Source organism: Umezawaea tangerina, from assembly GCF_003002815.1.
Classification (GTDB): domain Bacteria; phylum Actinomycetota; class Actinomycetes; order Mycobacteriales; family Pseudonocardiaceae; genus Umezawaea; species Umezawaea tangerina.
In genome coordinates this window covers 1-24,243 of the sequence record NZ_PVTF01000021.1, presented here as the reverse complement: position 1 = coordinate 24,243, position 24,243 = coordinate 1, and the positions used below count along the sequence as shown (strand labels likewise).

Sequence of the window (24,243 nt, the reverse complement as noted above, 5' to 3'; positions counted from 1 at the left end):
ACGGAGCGAGGCGGTTCCCACGGGACCGCCTCGCTCCGTGCCATACAGTGGGCCAGGCGCGGTTTCCTTGCACCGCAAGCAGGACGCAGTCGCGCCGGGGGGCGCTCGGACACGGTGGGGATGTTCCAGGTGGTACCGGAGAAGGACACGAGTGGCCCGCGAGCTGTCGGGGCGGCCAAACGGGGCGGTTCGCTGTTCCGCGACCGCGACTACACGGCCTGGTGGATCGGCACCACGGTCTCCGGCTACGGCAGCGCGCTGGCCGCGTTCGCGTACCCGCTGCTCATCCTGTCCGTCACCGGCTCGTCCGCGAGCGCCGGGATCGTCGCGTCGGCCGAGGGCATCGGCACGCTCGCCACGATGCTGGTCGGCGGAGCGCTCGTGGACCGGGTCTCCCGTCGCGCCATCCTGGTGGCCAGTCCGCTCGTCCAGGCCGTGGCGGTGAGCACCGTGGTCGTCGCCGTGCTGACCGACCACATCGGCATCGTCCACGTGGCGGTCGTCGGCCTCGTGCAGGGGCTCGCCGTGGGCGTCGCCAACGGCGCCGAGCTCCCGGTGCTGCGCCGCCTGGTCCCGGAGGAGCGGCTGGCGACCGCCTTCGCCCTCGTGCAGGGCCGGGACATGGCCATCCGGCTCGTCGGTCCGTCCACCGGTGGTGTCCTGTTCGGGCTCGCCCGCTGGTTCCCGTTCGTCGGCGACGTCGTCTCGTTCCTGGTCGGCGCGCTGGGGGCGGCGCTCGTCCGCAGGCCGCTCGGCCCCGACCCCGAGCAGCGCGAAGCCCGGCGCGAGCCGTTGCCCACCAGCATCGCCGAGGGCCTGCGGTTCATCCGCTCGAACGCCTACCTGCGCTACCTGACCGTGTGGTGCGCGCTGTCCAACGCCATCACCGGCGGGCTGCTGCTGTCGGTCGTCCTGCTGATCACCGACCGCCGCGGCGACCCGGCCCTGGTCGGGGCGGTCACCTCGCTCGGCGCGCTGGGTGGGCTGGTCGGGGCCGCCGTGTCCGGCCGGATCGCCAGGAAGGTACCGGGACGGCTGCTCGTGGTCGCCGTGTCGTGGATGGTGGTCGCGGCGCTGGTCGGCATCGCGCTCGTACCCGCCCCGTGGGCCATCGGCGTGCTGCTCGCGCTGGTCTTCGTCTTCATCGCGCCGCTCAACGTCGTCTTCGGCACCTACGAGGTGCGGCTGATCCCGGACGCGCTGATGGGGCGGGTGTCGAGCGCGATCAACTTCGGCGCGGTGTCGATCCGCTGGCTCGGGCCGCTCGTCGCCGGGGCGCTGGCGTCGGCCTTCGGCCCCACGGCGGCCATGCTCGGCTTCGCCGGGATCCAGGCCGCCCTCGCGGTCAGCACCGTCCTGGCCTCCGGCCTGCACGTGCTGGACGTGCCCGTCGACGAGGTGACGGCGGCGGGCTGAGCGCGGGTCCGGGCGGCCGGGGTGGCCGCCCGGACCCGGTCACTTCCGCACGCCTGCCAGCCGGTCGTCGCGGTAGGCCGCCAGGTCCGCCCGCGTGTACAGGCGCCGCCCCCACCGTTCCCGGTCGTCCGGCACCAGCTCCCGGCCTTGGCTGACGGCGGTCGCGACGCGGTAGCCGCCGATCCCCCGGTAGCGCGGCACGGACGGGTGGACGTTCACCGCGTGCCCCCTGACCCCGGACAGCATTCGGTCCGGGATGACGAAGTCGGCCTTGAACGACAGCAGCAGGTCGCAGCCCGTCCAGCCGTCGAACGAGCGGGTGTGCGGGGTCCCGTGGTCCCAGGGGTACCAGTCGACCAGGTCGAAGACGTCGTCCAGGAAGTGGTCGGTGCGCCCCACTCCGTGCGACGCCGCCACCGCGGTTTGAAGCCGGTCTCGTCGAGGCACAGGTCCACCCGCGCCAGTCGGCTGACCGGTCCGCCCGCGCCGCGCAGGACCGCGGCGACCTCGACCTCGGTCAGCCGGTGGCCCGTGCGAACGCACCCAGGTCCCCGCCGAACAGCCTGTCGGGCTGGCTCAGCAGCGCCGTGCGGAAGTTCTCCAGGTCGGCCACCACGCGGTCGAGCTCCGCCCGGCCGAGGAACAGCGGAAACGCACCCTGCACACAAATGGGCAAACAACGGAATTCGCCACCAGTGCGGGCAACTCGGATCGTGCCGGTCCAGACAGTGGAATGCAAGCAGTACCCGGAACACAATTCCACCAGCGCGGAACGCCTCACCATTCACATTCCCATGCCGACTCGAACGACGTCAAACGTTGCTATCCCGGCCATTGTCGAGGATCCACACGGAATTGTTTCGAAGACCTTCCCAGTAAAGTCGCCGCCCATGACCGCTGAATCATCGCCAATTACCACGGACAACCTCGCGACGAATTACGAGAACGTGCTCCGGCGCGCGTTCGACCTCGCGGTCACGCCGCGACCAGTCGTCGGGCCGGGCCCGCTCGGCGTGCCGTCAACTGGGGAATTTCCTCAGTTGGCAAGCCGCCGAGCCGAGTGCCCGATCACGTCGTCGCCCTCGGCGGACAGTCCGCGCTCCCGTGTCCGCACACCCTCGGCGAACCCGCGCCACGTGCCCGCACAGGTCCAGGCCATGTCCTGCACCATCTTCAGGCAGTGCGCCGGGAGGTTCGCCACCAGGTCCTCGGCGTTCGAGGCCCACGTCAGCTGCGCCTCGAACGCCCGGATCAGCGTGCGCCCGCTCTCGGTGAACCGCAGCGACGGGTCACCGCGCAGGACGCGCAGGATCTCGGCGGCGCCGGCTTCCGACGGCGCGACGGCGTGCGGATGCCCACCCGCTCGTGCGGCCTCCCCGCGGACGTGCTCTCGTGCGGCCTCCCCGCGGACGTGCTCCGGCTGACGTGGGCCCGGTGACGGGTCCGTGCGGGGCTCGGCTCGCCGCCGCGTCGGCACGTCGGCCCGTTCGGCGGGACGGCCGTTCGCCGACGGGTCGGCGGCACCGGACTTCACCCGGCGCAGCCGACCGTCGATCCCCAGCCGGGCCTGCGCGTCCCCGAGCTCGTCGGACCGGCGGCGCCGCAACGCGCCCACGGTCTTCGGCGACAGTCCCGCCGACGCCGCGATCGCCCGGTCGGACCAGGTCGGCCGCGTCATCAGGATCCGCTCGGCGGCCGCCCGCCGGTCGGCCAACGTGAGCGGCAACCCGTGCGCGATGTTCTCCCGGACGGCGATCACGAAGAGGTCGTCCTCGCTGCCGTCGACGTAGCGGACGTCGATCATGTCCTCACCACGCCGTTGGGCGGCGCGGAGCCGGTGCATCCCGTCGACCACCCGCATCGTGGCGCGGTGCACCAGGATCGGGGGCAGCTCCGCGCCCGATCCCACGAGGACGTCCACGTGCTCGTCCTTGGTACCCGTCAGCCGCGGCGTGTCCGACGGGCGCAAAGCGGTGACCGCGACCCGTGCCACGACCTCCCGCACCGGCGGACCACCGCCGCGGGTGCTGTTCATTCGCCTCCCCCCGAGGCCACCGGACACCGCGAACCCTCGAACCGGTACTTGCGATCCAGCCACGCTCCCACTGGTGATCCCCCCTGCGATCGACTTCACCCACCACCACGGCCACACCGGCAAGGGACTCACCCCGCGGGTGCACAGGTCATCCCCGTTCGAGTGGCACCCGAAGTGGAACAAGACGACCTTGCACGGACCTTTCACGGTGCCGTCGCCGCCCCGAACCCCCTGTTGAACGCCCCGCGACGGGGTCAGTCCGGTTGTCGAACCGTTCACGGAGCTTCGTCGGCCGATGTCCGATATCGCAACCCGACTTCCTCCTGCGCTGTTCGAGGGGATTGTGACGATTCGAATCCGCACACCGGACCAGGGAGGCTCTCGCAGTACCTGTACCACCAGGATCTCCCCGCCGTCCGGGACGACTGCCAACCTGGTCGAGTCGGCTCCCGGCCACGCGGTGGAAAAGCGGTGGATCCACGGGAGGCGCCCACGACCAGAACGGGAAAAATCAATGGCGGACAGCCAGTTCACCACCCACGCGGACCTCTTCGACCTGAGCGGGAAGTACGCACTCGTCACCGGGGGCACCAAGGGCATCGGGATGATGATCGCGCGCGGCCTCCTGCAGGCGGGCGCCCGTGTCGTCATCAGCTCACGCGACGTGGACGCGTGCGCGAAGGCGCAGCACCTGCTGTCGGAGTTCGGCGACGTCCAGGCGATCCCCGCCGACCTGTCCGAGTACAGCGAATGCCGGCGCCTCGCCGATCTCGTCACCGCCGACTCCGAACGCCTGGACATCCTCGTCAACAACGCGGGCGCGATGTGGCGCGAACCGCTGGAGACGTTCCCGGCCGAGGCCTGGGACGCGGTGGTCGACATCAACCTCAAGGCGCCGTTCTGGCTCGTGCAGGCGCTGCTCCCCGCACTCCGCAAGGCGGGCACCGCCGACGACCCCGCGCGGGTCGTCAACATCGGCAGCATCGCCGCCATCCACGTCGCCGAGTCGCCCAACTACTCCTACGCCGGCAGCAAAGCGGCGCTGCACCAGCTCACCAGGGTGCTCGCCAGGGAACTGGGCCCGCAGCACATCACGGTGAACGCGGTGGCACCAGGACCGTTCCCGTCGCAGATGATGGCGTCCACGCTGGACGCCATCGGCGACAGGATCACCGCGAAGGCCCCTCTGCGCAGGCTCGGCCGCGACGACGACATGGCGGGTGTCGCCGTGTTCCTGGCCAGCCGCGCCGGTTCCTACCTCACGGGCAGCATCATCCCGGTCGACGGCGGTATCGCCACGACCGCGACGGGCACGTAGGACGCCGCCTTTCCCGCTACGACTCCGGCCGCGTGCGGGGTACCGGCAGGACCTCCCTCCGCCCGCGGCCGGGGCTTACGGTGACGAGGTGGCCACGACCGACCTGCGCACCGAGATCAAGGAGTTCCTGAGCTCCCGTCGCGCGCGGATCACGCCCGACCAGGCCAGGCTGCCCGCCTACGGCGGCAACCGCCGGGTCAAGGGTCTGCGGCGCGAAGAGGTGGCACTGCTGGCGGGGGTGTCGGTCGACTACTACGTCCGCATGGAGCGCGGCAGCCTCGCGGGCACCTCCGACGGCGTGCTCGACGCGTTGGCCACCGCCTTGCAGCTCGACGAGGCCGAGCGCGATCACCTGTTCCGCCTCGCGCGGCGGTCCAGGACGCCCGGCGGTGCACGCCGCAGGCGAGCGGCCGTGACGGTGCGTCCTGCGCTCCGGCGGGTGCTCGACGCCCTCACCGACGCGCCGGCGTGGATCTGCAACGGCCGCTACGACGTGCTGGCCATGAACCACCTCGCCCGCGCGCTGTACTCACCGGTGCTCGCCGACGTCCGGCGGCCGGCGAACACCGCGCGGTTCGTGTACCTGGATCCCGAGGCGGCGGAGGCGTTCTTCGTCGACTACGACCGGATCGCCTCCGACGTGGCCGCGAAGCTGCGCCTGGAAGCAGGCCGCGATCCCCACGACGAGGAGCTGATCGCCCTGGTCGGTGAGCTGTCGACGCGCAGTGAGCTGTTCCGGCACCGGTGGGCGTCCCAGGACGTGCGGCTGCACCGGTCCGGCCACAAGCGCGTGCACCACCCGGTGGTGGGCAGGCTCGACCTGGACGTCGAGTCGATGGAGCTGCCCGTCGAACCCGGCCTGCTGCTGAACGTCTACACCGCGCCCGCCGGCACGGCGAGTGCGGACGGCCTGGCCCTGTTGGCGTCCTGGGCGGCGGACCAGGAGGAGCTGGCGACCGAAACACGGGCACTCGGCTGAAAAACCGGTCCGACGTACTGGCAACGCGCGGGCGGGCCGAGCTGTCCGGTCAAGATCACATGACAGCGGTTTGCGGGCGCCCTCGGTGGGGAAGACCGGGCTTGCCCTGAGGTTGCGATGAGAGGTCCGGCCGTGCCACTGCCCGTGAATGACGAACCGCTCGCCGGCCGGTACCGACTCGGGGAGGTGATCGGGGTCGGTGGAGTGGCCACGGTCTACCGGGCCTGGGACACCCGCCTGCACCGCCAGGTCGCGATCAAGCTGTGCGCGGCCCACGGCGACCTCGCCAACGCCCGCCGGTTCGACAACGAGGTCCGCACCCTGGCCGGACTGCACCACCCCGGTCTGGTGTCCGTGCACGACGCGGGCACCTCGCCGGACGGCAGGCCGTTCGTCGTGCTGCGCCTGGTCGAGGGGCGGACGTTGCGCGACCGCATGGCCGACGGTCCTCTGCCGGTCGACGAGGTCCGGTCGGTGGGAGCGGCGGTGGCGGACGCGCTGTCCTACGTGCACGCACGGGGTGTGGTCCACCGCGACGTGAAGCCGTCCAACATCCTGCTGGACGAAGACGGTGTGCCGTACCTCGCCGACTTCGGTCTGGCCCACTCGGTCGGCAGCACCCGGCTCACCCGCACCGGCCTGCTGGTCGGCACGGCGGCCTACATCGCCCCCGAACAGGTGCGTGGCGCCGACGTGGACTCCCCCGCCGACGTCTACGCCCTCGGGTTGGTCCTGCTGGAATGCCTGACCGGCCGGTTCGAGTACACCGGCAGCGACGTCGAGGCCATCGTGGCCCGCCTGCACCGGGCCCCGGTCATCCCCGACGACCTGCCCGCCGACCTGGCCCGGCTGCTGGCGCTGATGACCGAGCAGTCCCCCGGCGACCGCCCCGGTGCGCGCCAGTGCGCCGAAGCCCTGCGCACCGGTCAGCCCACCGCTGTCACGGCGGTCCCGCTGCCGCGGCCGCGCCGGAGGGTGCTCGTCGCCGCCGCGGGCCTGCTCGGGGCCGTCGGCATCGGCTGGGCCGTCGCACCGGGCCCCGTCGCGCCGGTGTCCGAGCCCCCTGGTGCCGCGAGACCCGCCGTCGTCCAGTCGAGCGCGCCGGTCACCTCGACCACGCCGGAGACACCGGTGCAGCTCGTCGCGATCTCCACCGCTCCGCCGGTGACCGAACAGCAGGCACCCGACGTGGTCGAGCCCGCGGCCGTGCCGCAGCAGGAGCCCGAGCACGACCAGGTCAAGGGATCCCTGCCAGGAGCAGGACCACGACCAGGCATGAGGCCGGGACCAGCACCAGGGGTGAAGCCCGGACCGGGTGAGCAGCGCGGGCCGGGCAAGGACCGCACCCCGGCTCATCCCGGCGGCGCCAGGAAGGGCAAGCCCTGAGCGGTCCGCTCAGCACGCTCGACCGCCACCCCGTTCACCGGATGACGTCACCCGTTCCCGTGACAAGGGGTGGCCCGACGACTTTCCGGGTAACCGAGCCACGTCGACCACCAACCCCGATGGTGGTCCGCCCGTGGTGGATGTGAGGAGCACGACGATGGCCGAGTCCGACCTCAAAGCACGCTCATGGCCCACCACGTCCGCAGACACGCCGACAGGGCGGTCCCTGTTCCCGGCACAGCCGCGGACGCCGGGGGACGCCCCCTACCAACCGGCGCGGGGTGCGCGGAGCAGTGTGCTGGTGGCCATGTCGGTCACCTCCCACCACGACGTGGCCATCGTGCGCAACCGGCTGCGGCACGTGCTGCACGGGTGCGATCCGGACGTGGTGCAGGACGTGGAGCTGGTGACCACCGAACTGCTGGCCAACGCCCTGGAGCACGCCCGGCCGCCGTGCGGGGTGACCGTCACCGGCTACGCGACCGAGGACACCGCTCTGGGCGAGGTCGTGATCGAGGTCCTGGACGGTTCCCGCGAGCTGGTCCCGCTGCTCGACCGCTCCGTCTCGGCCCCCTACCGGGGGCGGGGAATGCGGCTGGTACGAGCCCTGTCGAGCTCGTGGGGAGTTCTCGAGTCCGGGCGCACCAAGACGGTGTGGGCCGCGATGCACCTGGTCTAGCGAGCCCCTTCGACCAGCTCGAAGGTGGCCACGTCCTGCTGCCCTGAGCCCGTGGACCTCAGGGAGTCAGTCCGCCCGTGCGTCCGACAGCTCGCGCACGATGTCGAGGTGGCCGACGTGCCGCGCGTACTCCTGAAGCACGTGGAACAGGATCCAGGCGAGCGTGGGGCGCTCGTCACCAGGCTGGAAACGGCCGCCCTCAGCCGAGACGTCGTCCAAGGACGACTCGGCCACGATCACCCGCGACCGCTCGCACTGCTCCTGGAAGTACGCCACCACGCTCGCCGCGGTGTCCTCGGGCGCGAGCGCCCAGCGCCCCCGGTCCGCGGTGTGGTCGCCCCAGGGGTTCTCGACCGGCTCGGCGCGGAAGCCCCAGCGCAACCAGCGGAGCTCGACGTGGGCCAGGTGCTTCACCAGCTCCAGCGGCGACCACCCCGACGGGACCAGGCTGCGACGCAGCTCGGCCTCGGACAGACCGTCCACCTTCTCCAGCACCGCCGCGCGGTAGTGGTCGAGGTAGCCGGCCAGCAGCTCCGCGGGCCCGGTCAACGTCTTGGCAGGTTCCACGCCGGTCCACGCTAGCCGATTTCGATCCCCACCCAGGGCTGCCCTGGGGTTCGCGGAACTCCGGGGAAGCCGCGGTCCGCCGTGACACCCGGAAGTGCCACGGCGGGTCGGCTCTCAGTCCTCGCAAGTGGTTCCCTCGGCGGGCAGGGTGCCGTCCAGGAGGTAGGCCACGATGTGCTCGCCGACGCACTGCCTGCTGTTCAGGAACCCGGTGTGACCCTCACCCCGGTAGGTCAGCAGCCTGCCGCCGTGCAGCGTCGAGGCCAGTGCGACCGCGTCCGGGAACGGGGTGTCCGGGTCGCCGGTCGAGCCCACCACGAGGATCGGCGGCGCGGTGGGGGCGTCGAACGGCCCGGCGAAGCGGGAGCGCGAACGCACCGGCCACTGCGTGCAGGCGGTGGCGTGCGCGTGGTCGTAGCTGGGCACCGCGTAGGCCATCGCGGGTCCCGTCAGCGGGGCCACCACCGACGCCAGGGTCAGCTGGACGCGCAGCTGCGCCTTGCCCGTGGGGAACAGGCGGTCGGCGCACTCGACCGAGGTGTTCGCGGCCAGCAACGACGCGGGCGGAGCTTCGAGCAGTCCACCGGAACGGTCCCGCTGGGCCGCCAGCAGGCCCTGCGCGATCTCCGGCCAGGCGGCCAGTCCGCCGCCCAGCGCGCGCACGACGTTGAACGTGAGCGTGGCGCCGTTGCCGACGAACGCGCCGTCCGCGGCCCGCACCGGCTCGGCGTCGAGGCTGTTCTGCAGCGCCACGAACGCCGCGCGCGGGTCGCCGTCGCCGAACCCGCACTCAGCCGGGGTCCGGCGGCACCAGTCGAACAGGCGGGTCAGCGCGGACTCCACGGCGACGAACTGGCCGAAGTCGTAGCGGTACGGCCGGTTCGCGTAGGTCTCCGGGTTGTAGGCGCCGTCCAGCGCCAGCACCCGGACCCGGTCCGGGAACAGGTTCGCGTACACCGTGCCGATGTAGGTGCCGTAGGAGATGCCGAAGTAGCTCAGCTTCTCGTCGCCGACGGCCTGGCGCATCAGGTCGAGGTCGCGGGCGACGTACTCGGTGCCCACGAACGGCAGCAGCCGCGCGCTCTCCCGTTCGCACGCGTCGGCGAACTCCTTGCCCTGCGCCAGGGCGCGGTCGAACGCGCCCGGCGCGGGCCTGCTCCTGGCCCGCGACCACGCTTGCGTGTACTCGTCCTGCGACTGGCACGCGAGCGGTGAGCTGCGGGCCACACCACGGGGGTCGAACCCGATGATGTCGAACCGCTCGCGCAGCTCGGCGGGGCCCGTGGTGCTGAAGAGGCGCACCAGGTCGTCGGTGCCGCCGCCGGGCCCACCGGGGTTGAGGAACAGCGACCCGATCCGCCGGGTCGGGTCGCCGGCCTGCTTGCGGGTGACACCGAGCCCGATCTTGGGACCGCCGGGGTCGTGGTAGTCCAGCGGCACGTCGGCGGTGGCGCACTGGAAGCCGTCGCCGCAGTCCGTCCACGCCAGCGACGGCACCGGGGGCGCGTCGGCGTGAGCCATGACGGGTGTGCCGCCCAGGATCAACGCACCCGCGATCACGCCGACCACGGCGCGCGTGAGTGTTCCGGTCATCTTCGGTACTCCCGAGTTGTCGAACGACGTTGCAGTGCGACCGACGGTAGACGTAGCGGGAATTACGTGAAAAAGTGCTCCGGTGGGACGACGACCGCAACCAGAGATCAAGGACCGGCTGCTCGACCTCTGCGCCGATCACGCGCTCGAGCACGGCCTGCCCGACAAGCTCGACCCGTTGGCGCGCGCCGCGGGCACCTCGACCCGCATGCTCATCTACCACTTCGGCACCCGCGACGTCCTGCTGCGCGCCGTCCTCCAACGTGCGCGGCAACGCCAGCTCACCGTGTTCGGCGACCTGCTGCGCGTGCGACCGGGCGAGCCCTTCACCACCACGCTGGTGAACGCCTGGACCTTCATCACCGGCCCCGAGGCGCAGCCCTACCTGCGGATGTTCGGGCAGTTCCGGGACAGCGACGCCCAACGACTGCTGCCCGGTTTCCGCAGGGCGGCGACCACCGACTGGCTCGGACCGCTGGAGGAGGGCCTGCGCAGCGTCGACCGCCCGGAGCTCGCCACCCTCGTCCTCGCGGTCTTCCACGGCCTGCTCATGGACCTGGACACCACCGGCGACAGCGCCCGGACCAACGCCGCGTTCGCGCAGTTCATCGCCACGCTCGACGACCAGATCGCCGACAGGCGCCCCGTCGCCGCGCACAGCCGAAACTGACTGCAAGGCCGACCGGGCCAGGGCGGCCTGGCCCGGTCGGCTCGCGGAAGGGCCCGCGCGGACCCGCGTGCCACGGGCCGGGATCAGCTCCGTGCCACGGGACCGGGGATGGTCACGACGGTGCGGCCCGCGGCGTGACCGGTCTGGTTGCGGGCCTGTGCGGCGGCGGCCTCGGACAGCGGGAAGGCGGCCTCGACGGGGATGTGGAGCACACCTTCGGCGTGCAGCCGGGCAGCTTCGCGCAGGGCTGCGGCGATGTCGAGCGCGTGGAACGAGACCCGGGCGCCGTGCTGCGGAGCGGTGAAGTCCGCGATGGAGACCACCTTCGCCGGGTCGCCGGTGAGCGCCACGCAGTCGGCGACGACGCCCGAACCGGAGATGTCGAGTGCCGCGTCGACGCCGTCCGGGGCCAGTGCGCGGACCCGGTCGACCAGCCCGTCGCCGTAGGTCGTGGGAACGGCGCCCAGCTTGCGCAGGTAGGACTCGTTGGCGGCGCTCGCGGTGCCGATGACGGTGATGCCCCGGTCCCGCGCGATCTGCACCACGGCGGTGCCCACCCCACCGGAGGCACCGCTGACGAGCAGGGTCCGGCCCGGCCGGAGGTCGACCAGGCCGAGGACGCGCAGTGCCGTCTCGACCGGGATCGGGTAGCCGGCGGCCTCCTCGAACGACAGCCCGTCCGGCATGAGCGCCCAGGCGTCGAGGACCGCGTGCTCGGCCAACGCGTTGGTACCGACGCCGAACACGCGGTCGCCGACCCGGACGTCGGTCACGCCGTCGCCGACCTCGTCGACGACCCCCGCGGCGTCCGAACCGGTGCCACTGGGCAGTTCCACCGGGAAGAAGTCCCGCATGAGCCCCGCGCGGATCTTCCAGTCGAGGCCGTTGACGCCCGCGGCGCGCACCCCGACGCGCACCTGGCCGGGTCGCGGGTGCGGCTCGTCGACGTCGACCAGGGCGAGCACCTCGGGTGGGCCGAAGCGGTCGAACCGGATCGCCTTCACGATGTCCTCCTCTTCACTCGCCGCGGCGCACTAGTGCGCGACCGGGACTTCGGCGGCGGGGAAGTTCCCGCTCATCGGGGTGCGCTGCGGCTCGATGACGCGCCGGGCGACGCGCCACCCGCCGCCGTGGCGTCGGACGACGTCGTGGTGCACCAGGCTTTGCACCGTTGCGTCGGGCATGAGGATGAGGCCCTTGGACAGGACGGTCGCCGTGTCGTCGTCCTCGGCGGTGATGACGACGTTGGTCAGGTGGTGGGCGACGGGGCCGTGCGCGCCGATCCGCAGGGCGGCGGCGCGGATCGCGTCGATCCCCTCGACCGCGCCCACGCCCGCGGCGGAGAGGTCGTAGACGGCGTCCGGCGTGAAGGCCTCCTCGAGCCGGTCGAGCCTGCCGCTGTCGATGACGTGCCCCAGCAGGGAAAGGGTCTCGGTGATCTCGTAGCGGTCCTGGAGGGTCAAGGTCGTCATGTCGCGTTCCTTCGGTCGGTTGTCGTTCGAGGACGGGGAAAAGGGGCGGGTCACGCCGTCGTGGTGCTGAGGTCGCGGTCCGCGCCGGCGGCGGTCCACTCCTGGAGGGCGGCGAGGTAGCCGATGGGGCCGCCGCCGTGCTGGCCGCCCGCGACCGTCGGCTTCCGGTCGTCCAGGGCGCCTTCGTTGTTGTAGTAGCTCGGAGTGCACTCCGCCTCGTAGCGGGAGAGGTCGACGTGGACGCGGGCGAGCTCGTCGGCCCACCGCCGCTCGGCCTCCGCGGTGGGCTCGGCGACCGCGACCCCCTCCCGCAGCAGGCGCGCGACCAACGCCGCGACGTGCTCGGCCTGGCGCGAGGCGACGTGCGGGAAGTTCATCGAGATGGCGGCCTGCTCGACGCCGCCGATGATGAACAGGTTCGGGAACCGGCTGGTCATCATGCCGTGCAGGCTGCGCATCCCGTCGCGCCAGTGCTCGCCCAGCGTCACCCCGCCCCGCCCGGTGAGCCGGTAGCCGCCGGACTTGTCGGTGTAGGCGACCGCGTCGAACCCGGTGGAGTAGACGATGAGGTCGACCTCGTACTCGACCCCGTCGAAGACGATCCCCCGCTCGGTGACGTGGTCGACGCCGCGGCCGTCGGTGTCGACGAGGGTGACGTTGGCGCTGTTGAACGCCGGGAGGTAGTCGTCGCTGAACAGCGGCCGCTTGCAGAAGTAGCCGTACCAGGGCCGCAACGACCGCGCCGTGGCCTCGTCCCGCACGGTCCCGGCCACCCGCGCGCGGATCTCCTCCATCTTGCCGAGGTCGACCGCCAGCACCGCGGCGGGGTCCGGCGCTCCGCCGGGGCCGCTCCTGGCCACCGCAGCCACCCGCTTGCCCATCTCGGTGCCCGCGTCGTCGACGAGGTCCACCTCCACCGGCCGCCCGGCCATGACCTCCACGTAGTTGTCCATGCGCCTGCGCTGCCACCCCGGCTCCAGGCCGCGGAACCACTCCACGTCGGTCGGCCTGTTGTCACGGGCGTTGACCGTCGCCGGAGTGCGCTGGAACAGGTGCACGTGCCGCGCGCTCGCGGCCAGGTGCGGGAGGATCTGGACGCTGCTCGCGCCGGTGCCGATCAGCGCGACGCGCTGGTCCGCCAGCTTGTCCAGGCCGCCGCTCCAGTCGCCGCCGGTGACGCCGTAGTCCCACCGGCTGGAGTGGAAGGCCTTCCCGCGGAAGCTCTCGATCCCCTTGATGCCGGGGAGCTTGGGCCTGTTCAACGGGCCGGTCCCCACCGTCACGAACCGCGCGTGGAGCAGGTCGCCCCGGTTCGTGGCGACCGCCCACCTCGACCGCTCCTCGTTCCAGGCGACCGAGGTGACCGTCGTGCCGAGCAGTGCCCGCGAGTAGAGGTCGTAGTGGCGTCCCACCGCACGGGCGTGCGCCAGCATCTCCGGGCCGCCCGCGTACTTCTCCGTCGGCACGGTCCCGACCTCTTCGAGCAGCGGCATGTAGATGTAGGACTCGATGTCGCAGCGCACGCCCGGATACCGGTTCCAGTACCAGACACCGCCGAAGTCGCCCGCCTGGTCGACGATCAGGAAGTCGGTGGCCCCCGCCTCGTCCAGCCGCACCGCCATCTGCAGTCCGGACCAGCCCCCGCCGAGGACGAGCGCGTCCACATCGGCCACCCGTGCCCGCCGCGGCCGACCGCCGGGGCTCGCCTCCAGGTACGGGTCGTCCGCGAAGTCGGCGTAGTCGCCGGTGACGTCCAGGTACTGCGCGTTCCCGTCCGGCCGCAGCCGCTTGTCCCGCTCCTGCCGGTACTTCTGCCGCAGCAGGGCCGGGTCTCCCCCGCTCGGCGGAACCCGGCCACTGCCGGCGCTGTCGTCCATGACGGCCCCTCACTCGTAGCTGTTGTCGCGGCGCGACATCACCGTAGCACCGATGTCGCGAAGTGACATCACCTCGAGGTTGATGTCTTGTCGTGACATCGAACACGTGGCGAGAGACCCGACGAGGCGTACCGGGAAGGCTCGTCCGGGCGTCGACGTGACGCTCACCGCGCCCTGAGCAGCGGCTCCACGTTGTCCCGGCATGTCATCACGGGCGTTACCATCACCCCATGCCACGGTGGGAGCAGGGCAGCGAGGAGCGGCTGAAGCAGGCCGCCATGGAACTGTTCGCGGAGCAGGGTTTCGAGGGCACGACCGCCGTCCAGATCGCGGAGCGCGCCCGCGTCACGACCCGGACCTTCTTCCGGTACTTCTCCGACAAGGAGGAAGTGCTCTTCGCCGACCAGGAGGTGCTCCACGACGCCCTCGTCGAGGGGGTCCTGCGGACGACCGACGTCGCGGAGCCGCTCCGGGTGGTGACCCTGGCACTGGCGGGGTTCGACTGGGAGCGCCTGGGCTCGCGGGAGTCCCAGCACCGCCGGGACGCGATGATCGCGTCCCACCCCGGCCTGCTGGAACGCGACCTGATCAAGCAGCGGCGGATCGCCGACGGGATCAGCGACGCGCTCCAGCGCAACGGGGTCGACCCCGACGTCGCGGACCTCGCGGCGCGCGTGGGGATCGACGTGTTCCGCACGGCCTACCGGCAGTGGCTCGACGGTGACGACGACGCCGACCTGCCGACGTTGACCACGACCGCGCTGTCCCTGCTCGCCACGATCGTGCCCACCGCGGCGGGGTGAGGCGGGACCGGCGGTCAGAGGTGGACGGTGACGGTCTTGGTCTCGGTGTAGGCGTCGAGGACCTCGATGCCGTGCTCGCGGCCGATGCCGGACTGCTTGAATCCGCCGAAGGGCACGCTGCCCGCGGTCATGTCGGCGTAGGCGTTGACCCAGACCGTCCCGACCCGCAGTCCACTCGCGACCCGGTGGGCGCGTTCGAGGTTCGTGGTCCACACGGAGGCGGAGAGGCCGTAGATGGTGTCGTTGCCCTGCGCGACGGCGTCCTCGGTGTCGGTGAACGTCATCAGCGCCGCGACCGGGCCGAAGATCTCCTCGCGGACCACACGGGCGTCGGCGCCGACGTTCTCGACGAGCGTCGGCGGCATGTACAGGCCGTGGCCCAGCTCGCCCGCCGTGGTCAGGACACCGCCTTCCGCGCGGGCGACGTCCAGGTAGGACGACACGCGGGCGAAGTGCTGGGGAGAGGCCAGCGGACCCATCCGGGTGTCGGGGTGGAACGGGTCGCCGAGCGCGTACGCCGCCATCTCGCGGACCAGCAGCTCGCGGAACCGCTCGCGGACGGACTCCTGGACGAAGATCCGCGTGCCCGCCACGCAGCCCTCGCCGCTGCCCTGGGCGAACCCGGCGACCGCGCCCCTGGCCGCGGCCTCCAGGTCGGCGTCGTCGAACACGATCGTCGGTGACTTGCCGCCCAGCTCCAGGGTCACCCGCTTGAGGTCCTTGCTGGAGACCTCGAGGATGCGCTTGCCCACCGCGAGCGACCCGGTGAACGAGATCTTGTCCACGTCCGGGTGGTTCGTGATGGCCTCGCCGGTCGTGCCGTCACCGGTGACGATGTTGACCACGCCGCGGGGCAGGTCGGTCTCCAGCAGCAGCTCGCCGATGCGCAGCGCGGTCAGCGGCGACCACGCGGCTGGCTTGGCGACCACGGTGTTGCCGGTCGCGAGCGCGGGCCCGAGCTTCCAGGCCAGCTGCAGGACCGGGCCGTTCCACGCGGTGATGGCGCCGACCACGCCCAGCGGCTGGCGCAGGGTGTAGCTGAACACCGACGGGGCCGAGGGAGCGGTCTGGCCGTAGATCTTGGTGGGCCAGCCCGCGTAGTGGTGGAAGACCTCCACCGAGTGCTCCACCAGCCAGCGGGTCATCCACAGCGGACCGCCCATGTCCAGCGAGTCGAGGACCGCCAGCTCCTCGGTGTGCGCCTCGAGCACGTCGGCGATCTGCAGCAGGATCCGGCTGCGCCGGTACGGGGTGATGTCGGCCCACGAGGGGTCCTCGAAGGCACGGCGGGCGGCGGCCACCGCGAGGTCCACGTCCTCCGCCCCGGCGGCGGAGACCGAGGCCAGGACCTCCCCCGTCGCGGGGTCGCGGGTGTCGAACGCGACGCCCGAGCGCGCGGCCGTCCAAGCGCCGTCGATCAGCAGCCCCTTGGTCGGGCCGTCCAGGAACGCGGGTGTCGGCCGGGCACCGGCGTCGAGGGTCAAAGGCGTGCTCATGTGCTCTCCTCGGTAGCGGAACGAACTGGTTCGTTCTCCTCTTCGACCGTAACCCGGTCGGGCGAGGTATGCAAACGAACCAGTTCGTTTAGACTGGACCGGTGGACAAGGCACAGGCCAGCAGGCGACGGCTCCTGGACGCGGGCGCCGTCGAGTTCGCCGAGCACGGCATCGCGGGCGGGCGCGTCGACCGGATCTCGGCCGAGGCGAAGGTGAGCAAGGCCCAGCTCTACGCCTACTACGGCAGCAAGGAGGCCCTGTTCGACGCGGTCCTGCACGACCAGGTCAGCGGGATCCTCGACGCCGCTCCCCTGACCGCCGAGGACCTGCCCGGCTACGCAGTCCGCCTCTACGACGCCTACCTCGACCGCCCGCGACTCGTGCGGCTGGCCACCTGGGCACGGCTGGAGCGCACGCCCGAGGGCCACCTGTTCACCGAGGCCGACGAGACGCCCAAGACCGACGCGATCGCCCGCGCGCAGCGGGCGGGCCACGTCGACCCGTCGCTGCCCCCGGCCGACGTGCACTCCATGGTCATCTCGCTGGCCATGACCTGGTCCCCCAGCAGCCTCACCTACACCGCCACCACCGCGGACGCCGAGGCCGACCACGACCGCCGCCGCGCGAGCCTCGCCGCCGCCGTCCGCCGCGCCTTCGGTCCGTGACCGCCCGGCGTCAGAGGTAGGCGACGTCGGTCAGGCGCTCGGCGGCGCTCCACAGCCGTCGCCCGACCGCGGGGTCGGCCGCCTCGGCGCTGGGCCGGACCTCGGTGACCGGGCCGCGCGTCTCCCGCAGGTTCGCGGGCCCGAAGAACTGACCGCCCCGGACACCCGGCGCGGTCGCGGCGTGCAACTGCGGCAGCGCCCCGCGCTCGACCGGCTGGGTCAGCAGGAGGAAGGCCCGCCCCAGTGCCCTGCCGACCGCGCCGTTGTCCTGCCACGCCCGCGGGGTGAGGTTCGTGTTGGACAGGCCTGGGTGCGCGAGGACGCCGACGACGGGTGAGCCCGCGGCGCGCAGGCGGCGGTCCAGCTCGAGGCCGAAGGCGGTGGTGGCGAGCTTGGAGCGGCCGTAGGCTCGGCCGGCGTCGTAGTCGTGCCTGGACATCAGGTCGTCGAAGTCGAGGTGGGCGTTCTTGTGGGTGATCGAGCTGAGCGCGACCACCCTGGCCGCCTCCGCGCGCTCCAGCGCGTCGAGCACCAGCCCGGTGAGGGCGAAGTGGCCGAGCATGTTGGTGCCGAGGTGGAGCTCGAACCCGTCGGAGGTCGTGCGGGCGGGTCCCAGGTGGACCACCCCGGCGTTGTTGACCAGCAGGTCGACCACCGGGAAGTCGGTGGTCAGCTCCTTGGCGAACGTCCGGACCGACGAGAGCGAGGCGAGGTCCAGCTCCCGCACGTCGAGATCGGCACCGGGGACGGAGCCGCGGATCGACGCCGCGGCCCGCTCCCCCGCCGCGGTGTCGCGCACGGCGAGCACGACCCGTGCCCCGTGCCGGGCCAGCTCGGTGGCGGTCACCAGGCCCAGCCCCGAGTTCGCACCCGTCACGACGGCGACCCGGCCGCCCTGGTCGGGGATCCGGCTGGCGTTCCACTCGGTCATGGCGGGGCTCCTGGTCCGTGTCTTCGGCTGTGGGACCAGGTCTACGGGCACTTCGGCGGAGTTCGGTCGTCTTCGCCTCCCTAGGAATCCCAGACCTACCTTCACGCCGCCGGAACAGCGCCCAGCACCGCCGCGCGGCCGGTTCGGGTCCGCCAACGGTCGTCGTGAGCGTGCGGGTCTCGGCGCCCGGCCGTTCAGGCCTTGACGAGCGACTTGCGGATCAGGCTCTCGGCACTGGCGACGATGGCGTCCTCGGACTCGCGCGGCTCCCACCGCAGCACGCGGCGCGCCTTCTCGTTCGAGACCTTCTTCACGTGGTCCAGGTCGGGCACGATCGAGCGGAACTCCTTGCCGAACAAGGAGGCGAGCCGCACCACCACGTTGGGGATCGACCGGCTCGGCACCCGCTTCGCGGCGTCGCCGAAGTGCTCCTTGAGGATGGCCCCGATCTCCTTGAGCGCGACCACGGGTCCGCTGGAGACGAGGAACCGCTGACCCGCGGCACCGCTGGCGGTCATGGCGAGGATGTGCGCGCTCGCCACGTCCCGCACGTCCACGATCGGGATCCACACGTTCGGATAACCCGGCATCGCCCCGTCGAGACTGCGCTGGATGAGGTGGTTCGCGCCGGAGATCTCCTTGCCCATCACCGGACCCATCACCGCCACGGGCAGCATCGTGACGAGCTCCAGCGACCCGCCCTCGGCGGCCACGAAGTCCCACGCGGCGCGCTCGGCGAGGATCTTGCTCCGGCCGTAGGCGTCAACGCCCGGTCCGTCGAGGACGGACCAGTCGTCCTCGGTGAACGTGTGGTCGGTGTGCGGGTGGCCGAAGCCGACGGCGTGGAACGCCGACGTGAGCACGACCCTCTTCACCCCCGCGTCACGGGCCGCACGCAGCACGCGCAGGGCGCCGTCGCGGGCCGGGACGATGACGTCGTCCTCGTCCTGCACGTGTCCGATGTGGACCGGGGAGGCCACGTGCAGCACGAAGTCGCAGCCGCTCACGGCATCGGCCCACCCGTCGTCGCTCGTCAGGTCCGCGGCGACGAAGCTCAGCGCGTCGCCGTGGACCATTCCCGCGTCGGTGAGCACGGCGCGTACGGCATCCTCCCTCGTCAACGACCGCACGGTCGTGCGCACGAGGTAGCCCTGGTCGAGGAGCTGCAGGACGCAGTGCCCGGCGATGAAACCGGACCCTCCGGTCACGAGGACGCGCTGCTGGGTGGTGGTCATGGTGGTCGCCCCGGTTGTTCGGTGGGATGGGCTGGAGTGCTGACGACCACGATCCGGCGGACCGGCGGACCGAACCAGTACCCCGGCGAGCCAGGGGTGTGGCAGGGCCAGGCACGGGCGCGTCCCCGCGCCTACCGTTGACGGCATGACCGAGGAGCCGAACCTGCTGGGCGCGTTCCTGCGCGCCCGCCGCGAGCTCGTCACGCCCGAGGAGGCGGGCATCCCCGCGCTGGGCGTGCGGCGGGTGAAGGGGCTGCGCCGCGAGGAGGTGGCGATGCTGGCGGGCATCAGCGCCGACTACTACCTGCGGCTGGAACGCGGTCGCGACCGCAAGCCGTCGGTGCAGGTCCTCGAGTCGCTGGCCCGCGTGCTGCGCCTGGACGAGGACAGCAAGGCGTACCTGCTGAGCCTTGCCGCCGACAAGCCCCGGCGCGTGCGGCGGCCGCAGAAGGAGGTCGTCCCGCCGGGCACGGCCAAGCTCGTCGCGATGCTCCCGCTGCCCGCGTTCGTCGAGGGGCGCTACCTCGACGTCCTGGCCGCCAACCCGTTGGCCACCGCTCTCTCACCACGGCTGGTGGTCGGCGGCAACCGGCTGCGGGACGTGTTCCTCGACCCGGCCGAGCAGGCCATGTTCCCGCAGACGGAGCGGGCCGCCGCCGCGCTGGTCGCGGGCTTCCGCGAAGCGGTCGGCACCGACACCGACAACCCGCGCTTCATCGAGCTGGTCGGCGAGCTGTCCCTGGTCAGCCCGCTCTTCCGACGGCTGTGGGCCCGCCACGACGTGCGCCACCGGGCGGGCGCCGTGGTGCCCTTCCAGCACCCGCAGGTGGGCGAGTTGCGGCTGAACCGGGAGAAGCTGCTGGTCAGCGGCACCGAGGGCATCATGCTCGTCGTCTACCACCCCGACGCCGGCTCGGACGCCGAGGAGAAGCTGGCGCTGCTCGGCTCCTCGATCCTGGCACCCGCCTCCCACCGGGAGCGCCACGCGGAGCGGTGAGCGCCGTCCGACAACCCGGACAGCGCCCACCGGGGCTCAGCCCGTGACCTGGCCAACCACCATCGTGGACTTGTCCGCGCCGGAACACGTCTGCTGGTCGTGCGGCACGAACACGGCCGCGGTCTCGCCCGGCGGGTAGACGCGCAGGCCCCGCACGTCCGCGGGCTTGCACTCGGCCGGGTCGAACACACCGGCGTTGGTGATCGACAGGGTGCTGGTGGCCGTCGCGCCGGGCGCCAGCGGCACGACGGGCCCGCCGTCGGCCTCCCTGGTCGCCGGGGCGCCGACCTGGGCACCGTTGTCACCGGTCACGAACGAGACGCCGGGCGAGCCCTGGAGCGTGCACTCGACCGTGCCCTTGTTCGTGAACGCCAGCGTGAACCGGGTCTTGTTCATGCCTCCCCCGCCCTGGTCGGGGTTCAGGGCGACACCGAGGTCCGCCGACTTGCACCCGACCGGGCCGGACGCGGCCTGCGGCGCGGCGGGCGTGGACGGGGCGACACTGGGGGCCGAGGACGAGGCGGACGGGGACAGCGAGCGGACCGCGGCGGACGCCGGGGCGCTGGGGGCCGCGGTGCCGCTCTGCCCCGCGCACGCGCTGAGCAGGGCGACCGAGGCGGCCGCGACCGCGAGTGACGTCTTGCCGGTGGTGTTCACGGTTGAACCTCCTGGATGGTGCTGACGGGCGTCAGTTCTCGGCGGTGACCGGGCTCAGCTGGAGCTCGGCACCGGTGACGGGCTCGGCGGGCCACTGGACCCGCACGGAGGTGTCCGCGCCCGTCGAAGGCAGTCGGAACGCGAGCGCGGAGACCGGGTCGGCCTGCTCGTCGGTGCGTTCGACCAGGTAGGAGATCCCGGCGTGACCAGGCGTGATGGTCACCGCTGTAGCGGTCGCGCCCGGCTGCGGCGTGGTCCAGACGCCGGGCGCGGTGTCGCCGTCGGGTCCGAAGAAGACGGTGTCGGTCGGCACACCCGCGAGCGTGCAGTCCGTCGTGTCCGAGGCGGCCGCGTAGCGCAGGACGAAGGCGGAGTGGCCCGCCGCGTGCTCAGGGCTCTTGGCGACGGACACGTCGACGTCGGTAGCGCCGCAGGCCGCGATGTCACTGGGCATGGCGCTGGCGACTCCCGTGAAGACGGCCGTGGACGCGACCGCGAGGACGACTCCGGCGCTGACGCGATTGCTCATGGCATTCTCCTGACGCTTTGTACGTGGACGAGCGCTTTCACCAGGGATATGCCCGACGACTATTCGCCACACACCTTTCTTGAGGCTTGTCACACCCCACCAACTTCCGCCGCCGAAAGCGGTCGGAAATGGCGTTCAGCCCGCTCGGACGCCGTCGAGCAGCCATCGCACGGCCGCGCCACCGCCACCGCGGACCTGCACGACGAGCACCACCGGGTCGGCCCCGGTACCGGTCAGCACGGCCTCGTCGACGCTGCGGCCGGGGCACCGCTCCCACCGGCGCACCACTCCCGACCAGCGCGGGGAGTCGAACCGCGACTCCTCGGCGGCCCCGCACCCCTCGTGCGTCCGCTCCCCCGCCCACGCCGCCGCGTCCCGCGCGCGGATCCGGCCGACGAACACCCCCGGCGCGTCCGCCGCGAGGTCGTGGAAGCGGCCGAGATCGGGCGCCGCCTCGATCGCGGGCTGCCGGTCGTCCGCGCCGGGGGTCCAGCCGCCCAGCCTGACCTGGCGCGCCCACGTCACGGGCACGGTCACCCGCAGGCCGCCGTCCGGGGCGGCCACGGTCGTCTCGGCGCTGCCCGGCGGCCCGTCGGCGCAGGCCAGGCCCAGCACGAGCGCGACGGGCACGACCAGCACAGCGGCGGCGCGGAACCACCGGAGGCCGCGGCGGTCGCCCGCGGCGTGCCGGAGCGCGGCGGCGTACGCGTCCGCCGAGGCCCACCGGTCAGCGGGCAGCGGGGCCATCGCGCGGCCGACGACGGCGGCGATCCCTCGCGGCAGGGTGCGCAGAATCCGGTCGCGCGGTCCGTCCTCGGGCGGGTTCGCGCCGGTCAGCACCCGGTAGGTGAGCGCGCCGAGCGCGTAGACGTCGGTCCGCCGTTCCACCACCGCGCCGGGTCCGCGCTGCTCGGGGGCGGTGTAGCCGGACGAGCCCGCGGCCATCGTGAAGCCGGAGCCGTCGGCCAGCGACTTCGACAGCCCGAGGTCGGCCACGACGGCCACGTCCCGCCCGGTGTCGGGGTCCCGGCGGAGCAGGATGTTCGACGGCTTGAGGTCGCGGTGCACGACGCCCGCGCGGTGCAGCGCGGACACCCCGGCGCAGACCTGGTCCAGCACGTCCAGCGCGGCGGGCAGGTCCATCGGCGCGGCCGCGGTGCGCTCCTCCAGCGTGCCCCGGTCGGCCAGCTCCATCGCGAAGTACGGCCTGCCGTCGGCGGCCAGCGCGAGGTCGTAGACGCGCACGACGTGCGGCGACGACACCCGGCGCAGCACCCGCACCTCGTCGAGGAACCGCTCCCGGACGTCCGGCACGGCGGTCCAGTTGTCGGCGAGCACCTTGACCGCGACCGTCTCGTCCAGGACGGTGTCGTGCGCCGACCAGACCGAGGCGAACCCGCCGACGCCGAGGAGCGCCTCCAGGTGGAAGCGGTCGTTCACGATCGGCGGCGCGGTCCTCATGCGCTCAGCATCGCAGCACCGGACGACGGCTACCGAATTCGCCGTTTCACCCGAATGCCGAAATGCCACTAGGGTCGATCGGGAACACCGGGGAACAGGAGGGCGGGACGCGATGTCGGGAATTCCACGGCGGACGGCGCTGGTCCTGTCCGGGATCGTGCCGGTCGCGCTTCTCGCAGTGGTCGCCGTGGTGTCGGCACCGGCCGCGCGCACCTCGACCGTGCTGGCGGGCGACCCGTCACCGCTGCCCGCCCTCACGACCAGCCCGGTCGCGGTCGACTCGTCCTCACCCGTCCCGTCGTCCACGTCCTCGGTGCCGCCCACGCCCTCCTCCCCGGTCGGCACGGTGCCGGACGTGCCCGTGCCCTCGGTCACGAGTGCCGCCCCGCCGCCGACCGCCGTGGTCCAGCCGTGCCGGGCGCAGGGGCTGAGCGGGCGGATCGACGCGCCCGCGAGCCGGTTCGACGCGGCGGGACACCGGGGTTTCCTGGTGGTGCTGACGAACGCGGGCGGTGTGCCGTGCTCGGTGCTGGGGTTCGGCACCTACTCGCTGCTGGACGCCGCTGGCCAGTCGATGCGCAGCGTCCAGCACAACACGGTCTGGTCCGCTGTGGACACGATCGTGCTCGCACCCGGCGGCCAGGCGTACGCGCGGGTGTCGTACACGGTCGTGCCGACCGGTGACGAGCCGACGCAGGGGCCGTGCCAGCCGCCGACCGGGGCGCTGAGGGTGGTGCCGCCGGGTGACGCGGGGGCGGTGGACCTGCCGCTGCGGGTCAATGTGTGCGACCACGGTCGGCTCGAGGTGACCGAGTTCGCGGGGTCCGATGTGTACTGACCGGGAGGCGGTGGCGTGACCGGGCTCGACGCGCTGGTGGCGGCCGCCGCGGGTGGGGACGCGGCGGCGATGAACGCCCTGCTGGACCGCGTCCGACCGGTGGTGCTGCGGACGTGCGCCCGGTTCCTGGAGGTGCCCGAGGACGTGGAGGACGCCGCGCAGGAGGCGTTGCTGCGGATCTCGGAGACGTTGTCCGCGCGGCCGTCCGGCGAGTCGTTCCGGGGGTGGATGTACGTCGTCGTGGTGAACGTGGCCCGGCAGCGGTTCCGGGTGGTGCACCGGGGCGGGGTCGCGGGCGCGGTGCCGGGCGACCTGGTGGACCCGCGGCGGACGAGCGTGGTGGCGGGGTCGCGGCTGGACCTGCTGAGCGCGTTGGAGCGCTTGCACGTGCGGCAGCCGCGGTTGGCGGAGGCGCTGGTGTACCGGGACGTGTGCAAGCTGGGCTACGGGGAGATCGCGGACGTGCTCGGGGTGCCGGTGAGCACGGTGAAGTCGCGGATCCACGACGCGCGGCGGTGCATGCGCGGGGAGCTGGACGGCTAGGTGTTGTGACTAGTGAGGTTGTGAACGGCGTGTCGAGTTGAACAAGCGAGGACCTCTGGGCGAAGTGGATGTGTCTGACGCATCCGATCCGCACAC

General features: G+C 72.5%; 25 protein-coding genes. 11 read left to right on the top strand and 14 right to left on the bottom strand.

Annotated features, from left to right (window positions below; translation table 11 throughout):
* The first annotated feature begins 120 nt into the window (after positions 1-120).
* Complete coding sequence (locus tag CLV43_RS43485; RefSeq protein ID WP_146175139.1) at positions 121-1,416, top strand: MFS transporter; 1,296 nt, start codon at positions 121-123, stop codon at positions 1,414-1,416.
* 39 nt (positions 1,417-1,455) lie between these two features.
* Here the strand turns inward: CLV43_RS43485 and CLV43_RS43480 are convergent, their stop codons facing one another.
* From CLV43_RS43480 to CLV43_RS48285, 3 genes are all read right to left on the bottom strand, one after another.
* Complete coding sequence (locus CLV43_RS43480) at positions 1,456-1,833, bottom strand: hypothetical protein (RefSeq protein WP_106196323.1); 378 nt, start codon at positions 1,831-1,833, stop codon at positions 1,456-1,458.
* Between the two features lie 100 nt (positions 1,834-1,933).
* Entirely contained in the window at positions 1,934-2,080 is a 147-nt protein-coding gene (locus CLV43_RS48290) for a hypothetical protein (RefSeq protein WP_170156279.1), read from the bottom strand.
* A 372-nt stretch (positions 2,081-2,452) separates the two neighbouring features.
* Complete coding sequence (locus tag CLV43_RS48285; RefSeq protein ID WP_170156278.1) at positions 2,453-3,451, bottom strand: ParB/RepB/Spo0J family partition protein; 999 nt, start codon at positions 3,449-3,451, stop codon at positions 2,453-2,455.
* A 514-nt stretch (positions 3,452-3,965) separates the two neighbouring features.
* On the opposite strand from CLV43_RS48285, the gene CLV43_RS43470 reads away from it, so the two are divergent.
* The 4 genes from CLV43_RS43470 (at position 3,966) to CLV43_RS43455 (ending at position 7,813) form a co-directional block, all read left to right on the top strand.
* On the top strand, positions 3,966-4,769 hold the full coding sequence (locus CLV43_RS43470) for an SDR family oxidoreductase (protein ID WP_106196320.1): 804 nt from the start codon (positions 3,966-3,968) through the stop codon (positions 4,767-4,769).
* Between the two features lie 88 nt (positions 4,770-4,857).
* Entirely contained in the window at positions 4,858-5,748 is an 891-nt protein-coding gene (locus CLV43_RS43465) for a helix-turn-helix transcriptional regulator (RefSeq protein WP_106196318.1), read from the top strand.
* 132 nt (positions 5,749-5,880) lie between these two features.
* On the top strand, positions 5,881-7,134 hold the full coding sequence (locus tag CLV43_RS43460; RefSeq protein ID WP_245887474.1) for a serine/threonine-protein kinase: 1,254 nt from the start codon (positions 5,881-5,883) through the stop codon (positions 7,132-7,134).
* Between the two features lie 307 nt (positions 7,135-7,441).
* On the top strand, positions 7,442-7,813 hold the full coding sequence (locus tag CLV43_RS43455; protein ID WP_170156277.1) for an ATP-binding protein: 372 nt from the start codon (positions 7,442-7,444) through the stop codon (positions 7,811-7,813).
* Between the two features lie 66 nt (positions 7,814-7,879).
* On the opposite strand, the gene CLV43_RS43450 is transcribed toward CLV43_RS43455, so the two are convergent.
* Complete coding sequence (locus CLV43_RS43450) at positions 7,880-8,380, bottom strand: DinB family protein (protein WP_211304840.1); 501 nt, start codon at positions 8,378-8,380, stop codon at positions 7,880-7,882.
* 114 nt (positions 8,381-8,494) lie between these two features.
* Entirely contained in the window at positions 8,495-9,973 is a 1,479-nt protein-coding gene (locus CLV43_RS43445; protein ID WP_106196313.1) for an alpha/beta hydrolase, read from the bottom strand.
* 82 nt (positions 9,974-10,055) lie between these two features.
* Here CLV43_RS43445 and CLV43_RS43440 point away from each other — a divergent pair, with 82 nt between their 5' ends.
* Positions 10,056-10,643: a TetR/AcrR family transcriptional regulator gene (locus CLV43_RS43440; protein ID WP_106196311.1), complete on the top strand. Its 588-nt coding sequence runs from the start codon at positions 10,056-10,058 to the stop codon at positions 10,641-10,643.
* A gap of 83 nt (positions 10,644-10,726) precedes the next feature.
* On the opposite strand, the gene CLV43_RS43435 is transcribed toward CLV43_RS43440, so the two are convergent.
* From CLV43_RS43435 to CLV43_RS43425, 3 genes are read right to left on the bottom strand one after another with little or no spacing between them, the layout of a single operon-like run.
* Positions 10,727-11,647, bottom strand: coding sequence for an NADP-dependent oxidoreductase (locus tag CLV43_RS43435; protein WP_106196309.1), 921 nt, complete (start codon positions 11,645-11,647; stop codon positions 10,727-10,729).
* A gap of 30 nt (positions 11,648-11,677) precedes the next feature.
* Positions 11,678-12,115: a nuclear transport factor 2 family protein gene (locus tag CLV43_RS43430; protein WP_106196307.1), complete on the bottom strand. Its 438-nt coding sequence runs from the start codon at positions 12,113-12,115 to the stop codon at positions 11,678-11,680.
* Between the two features lie 50 nt (positions 12,116-12,165).
* Positions 12,166-13,992 carry a flavin-containing monooxygenase gene (locus CLV43_RS43425; protein ID WP_106196305.1) on the bottom strand — a complete coding sequence of 609 codons (1,827 nt, stop codon included), beginning with the start codon at positions 13,990-13,992 and terminating at the stop codon, positions 12,166-12,168.
* A gap of 230 nt (positions 13,993-14,222) precedes the next feature.
* Here CLV43_RS43425 and CLV43_RS43420 point away from each other — a divergent pair, with 230 nt between their 5' ends.
* Positions 14,223-14,795, top strand: a complete 573-nt coding sequence (locus CLV43_RS43420) for a TetR family transcriptional regulator (protein ID WP_106196303.1) — start codon at positions 14,223-14,225, stop codon at positions 14,793-14,795.
* Between the two features lie 14 nt (positions 14,796-14,809).
* Here CLV43_RS43420 and CLV43_RS43415 read toward each other — a convergent pair whose 3' ends face one another.
* Entirely contained in the window at positions 14,810-16,291 is a 1,482-nt protein-coding gene (locus CLV43_RS43415) for an aldehyde dehydrogenase family protein (RefSeq protein ID WP_106196301.1), read from the bottom strand.
* 101 nt (positions 16,292-16,392) lie between these two features.
* On the opposite strand from CLV43_RS43415, the gene CLV43_RS43410 reads away from it, so the two are divergent.
* Positions 16,393-16,956: a TetR/AcrR family transcriptional regulator gene (locus CLV43_RS43410; protein ID WP_106196299.1), complete on the top strand. Its 564-nt coding sequence runs from the start codon at positions 16,393-16,395 to the stop codon at positions 16,954-16,956.
* 10 nt (positions 16,957-16,966) lie between these two features.
* Here the strand turns inward: CLV43_RS43410 and CLV43_RS43405 are convergent, their stop codons facing one another.
* Positions 16,967-17,887: an oxidoreductase gene (locus tag CLV43_RS43405; RefSeq protein ID WP_106196297.1), complete on the bottom strand. Its 921-nt coding sequence runs from the start codon at positions 17,885-17,887 to the stop codon at positions 16,967-16,969.
* 194 nt (positions 17,888-18,081) lie between these two features.
* A complete protein-coding gene (locus tag CLV43_RS43400; protein ID WP_106196295.1) occupies positions 18,082-19,122 on the bottom strand; it encodes an SDR family oxidoreductase in 1,041 nt (346 codons plus the stop codon).
* A 145-nt stretch (positions 19,123-19,267) separates the two neighbouring features.
* On the opposite strand from CLV43_RS43400, the gene CLV43_RS43395 reads away from it, so the two are divergent.
* Positions 19,268-20,119, top strand: a complete 852-nt coding sequence (locus CLV43_RS43395; protein WP_106196293.1) for a helix-turn-helix domain-containing protein — start codon at positions 19,268-19,270, stop codon at positions 20,117-20,119.
* A gap of 36 nt (positions 20,120-20,155) precedes the next feature.
* Here CLV43_RS43395 and CLV43_RS43390 read toward each other — a convergent pair whose 3' ends face one another.
* From CLV43_RS43390 to CLV43_RS43380, 3 genes are all read right to left on the bottom strand, one after another.
* Positions 20,156-20,776, bottom strand: a complete 621-nt coding sequence (locus CLV43_RS43390) for a DUF4232 domain-containing protein (protein ID WP_106196291.1) — start codon at positions 20,774-20,776, stop codon at positions 20,156-20,158.
* A gap of 31 nt (positions 20,777-20,807) precedes the next feature.
* Complete coding sequence (locus tag CLV43_RS43385; RefSeq protein WP_106196289.1) at positions 20,808-21,305, bottom strand: DUF4232 domain-containing protein; 498 nt, start codon at positions 21,303-21,305, stop codon at positions 20,808-20,810.
* A gap of 135 nt (positions 21,306-21,440) precedes the next feature.
* Positions 21,441-22,766, bottom strand: coding sequence for a serine/threonine-protein kinase (locus CLV43_RS43380; protein WP_106196287.1), 1,326 nt, complete (start codon positions 22,764-22,766; stop codon positions 21,441-21,443).
* Between the two features lie 112 nt (positions 22,767-22,878).
* Here CLV43_RS43380 and CLV43_RS43375 point away from each other — a divergent pair, with 112 nt between their 5' ends.
* Entirely contained in the window at positions 22,879-23,604 is a 726-nt protein-coding gene (locus tag CLV43_RS43375) for a DUF4232 domain-containing protein (RefSeq protein ID WP_170156276.1), read from the top strand.
* A 15-nt stretch (positions 23,605-23,619) separates the two neighbouring features.
* Positions 23,620-24,147, top strand: a complete 528-nt coding sequence (locus tag CLV43_RS43370) for an RNA polymerase sigma factor (protein WP_211304839.1) — start codon at positions 23,620-23,622, stop codon at positions 24,145-24,147.
* Positions 24,148-24,243 lie beyond the last annotated feature (96 nt).

What these genes read in the sequence shown, in the direction of transcription:
- CLV43_RS48285 (WP_170156278.1), bottom strand. Translation starts at nt 3,451, where the DNA reads ATGAACAGCACCCGCGGCGGTGGTCCGCCGGTGCGGGAGGTCGTGGCA.
- CLV43_RS43375 (WP_170156276.1), top strand. Translation starts at nt 22,879, where the DNA reads ATGTCGGGAATTCCACGGCGGACGGCGCTGGTCCTGTCCGGGATCGTG.
- CLV43_RS43485 (WP_146175139.1), top strand. Translation starts at nt 121, where the DNA reads ATGTTCCAGGTGGTACCGGAGAAGGACACGAGTGGCCCGCGAGCTGTC.
- CLV43_RS43415 (WP_106196301.1), bottom strand. Translation starts at nt 16,291, where the DNA reads ATGAGCACGCCTTTGACCCTCGACGCCGGTGCCCGGCCGACACCCGCG.
- CLV43_RS43405 (WP_106196297.1), bottom strand. Translation starts at nt 17,887, where the DNA reads ATGACCGAGTGGAACGCCAGCCGGATCCCCGACCAGGGCGGCCGGGTC.
- CLV43_RS43430 (WP_106196307.1), bottom strand. Translation starts at nt 12,115, where the DNA reads ATGACGACCTTGACCCTCCAGGACCGCTACGAGATCACCGAGACCCTT.
- CLV43_RS43385 (WP_106196289.1), bottom strand. Translation starts at nt 21,305, where the DNA reads ATGAGCAATCGCGTCAGCGCCGGAGTCGTCCTCGCGGTCGCGTCCACG.
- CLV43_RS43400 (WP_106196295.1), bottom strand. Translation starts at nt 19,122, where the DNA reads ATGACCACCACCCAGCAGCGCGTCCTCGTGACCGGAGGGTCCGGTTTC.
- CLV43_RS43380 (WP_106196287.1), bottom strand. Translation starts at nt 22,766, where the DNA reads ATGAGGACCGCGCCGCCGATCGTGAACGACCGCTTCCACCTGGAGGCG.
- CLV43_RS43420 (WP_106196303.1), top strand. Translation starts at nt 14,223, where the DNA reads ATGCCACGGTGGGAGCAGGGCAGCGAGGAGCGGCTGAAGCAGGCCGCC.
- CLV43_RS43425 (WP_106196305.1), bottom strand. Translation starts at nt 13,992, where the DNA reads ATGGACGACAGCGCCGGCAGTGGCCGGGTTCCGCCGAGCGGGGGAGAC.
- CLV43_RS43395 (WP_106196293.1), top strand. Translation starts at nt 19,268, where the DNA reads ATGACCGAGGAGCCGAACCTGCTGGGCGCGTTCCTGCGCGCCCGCCGC.
- CLV43_RS43470 (WP_106196320.1), top strand. Translation starts at nt 3,966, where the DNA reads ATGGCGGACAGCCAGTTCACCACCCACGCGGACCTCTTCGACCTGAGC.
- CLV43_RS43445 (WP_106196313.1), bottom strand. Translation starts at nt 9,973, where the DNA reads ATGACCGGAACACTCACGCGCGCCGTGGTCGGCGTGATCGCGGGTGCG.
- CLV43_RS43455 (WP_170156277.1), top strand. Translation starts at nt 7,442, where the DNA reads ATGTCGGTCACCTCCCACCACGACGTGGCCATCGTGCGCAACCGGCTG.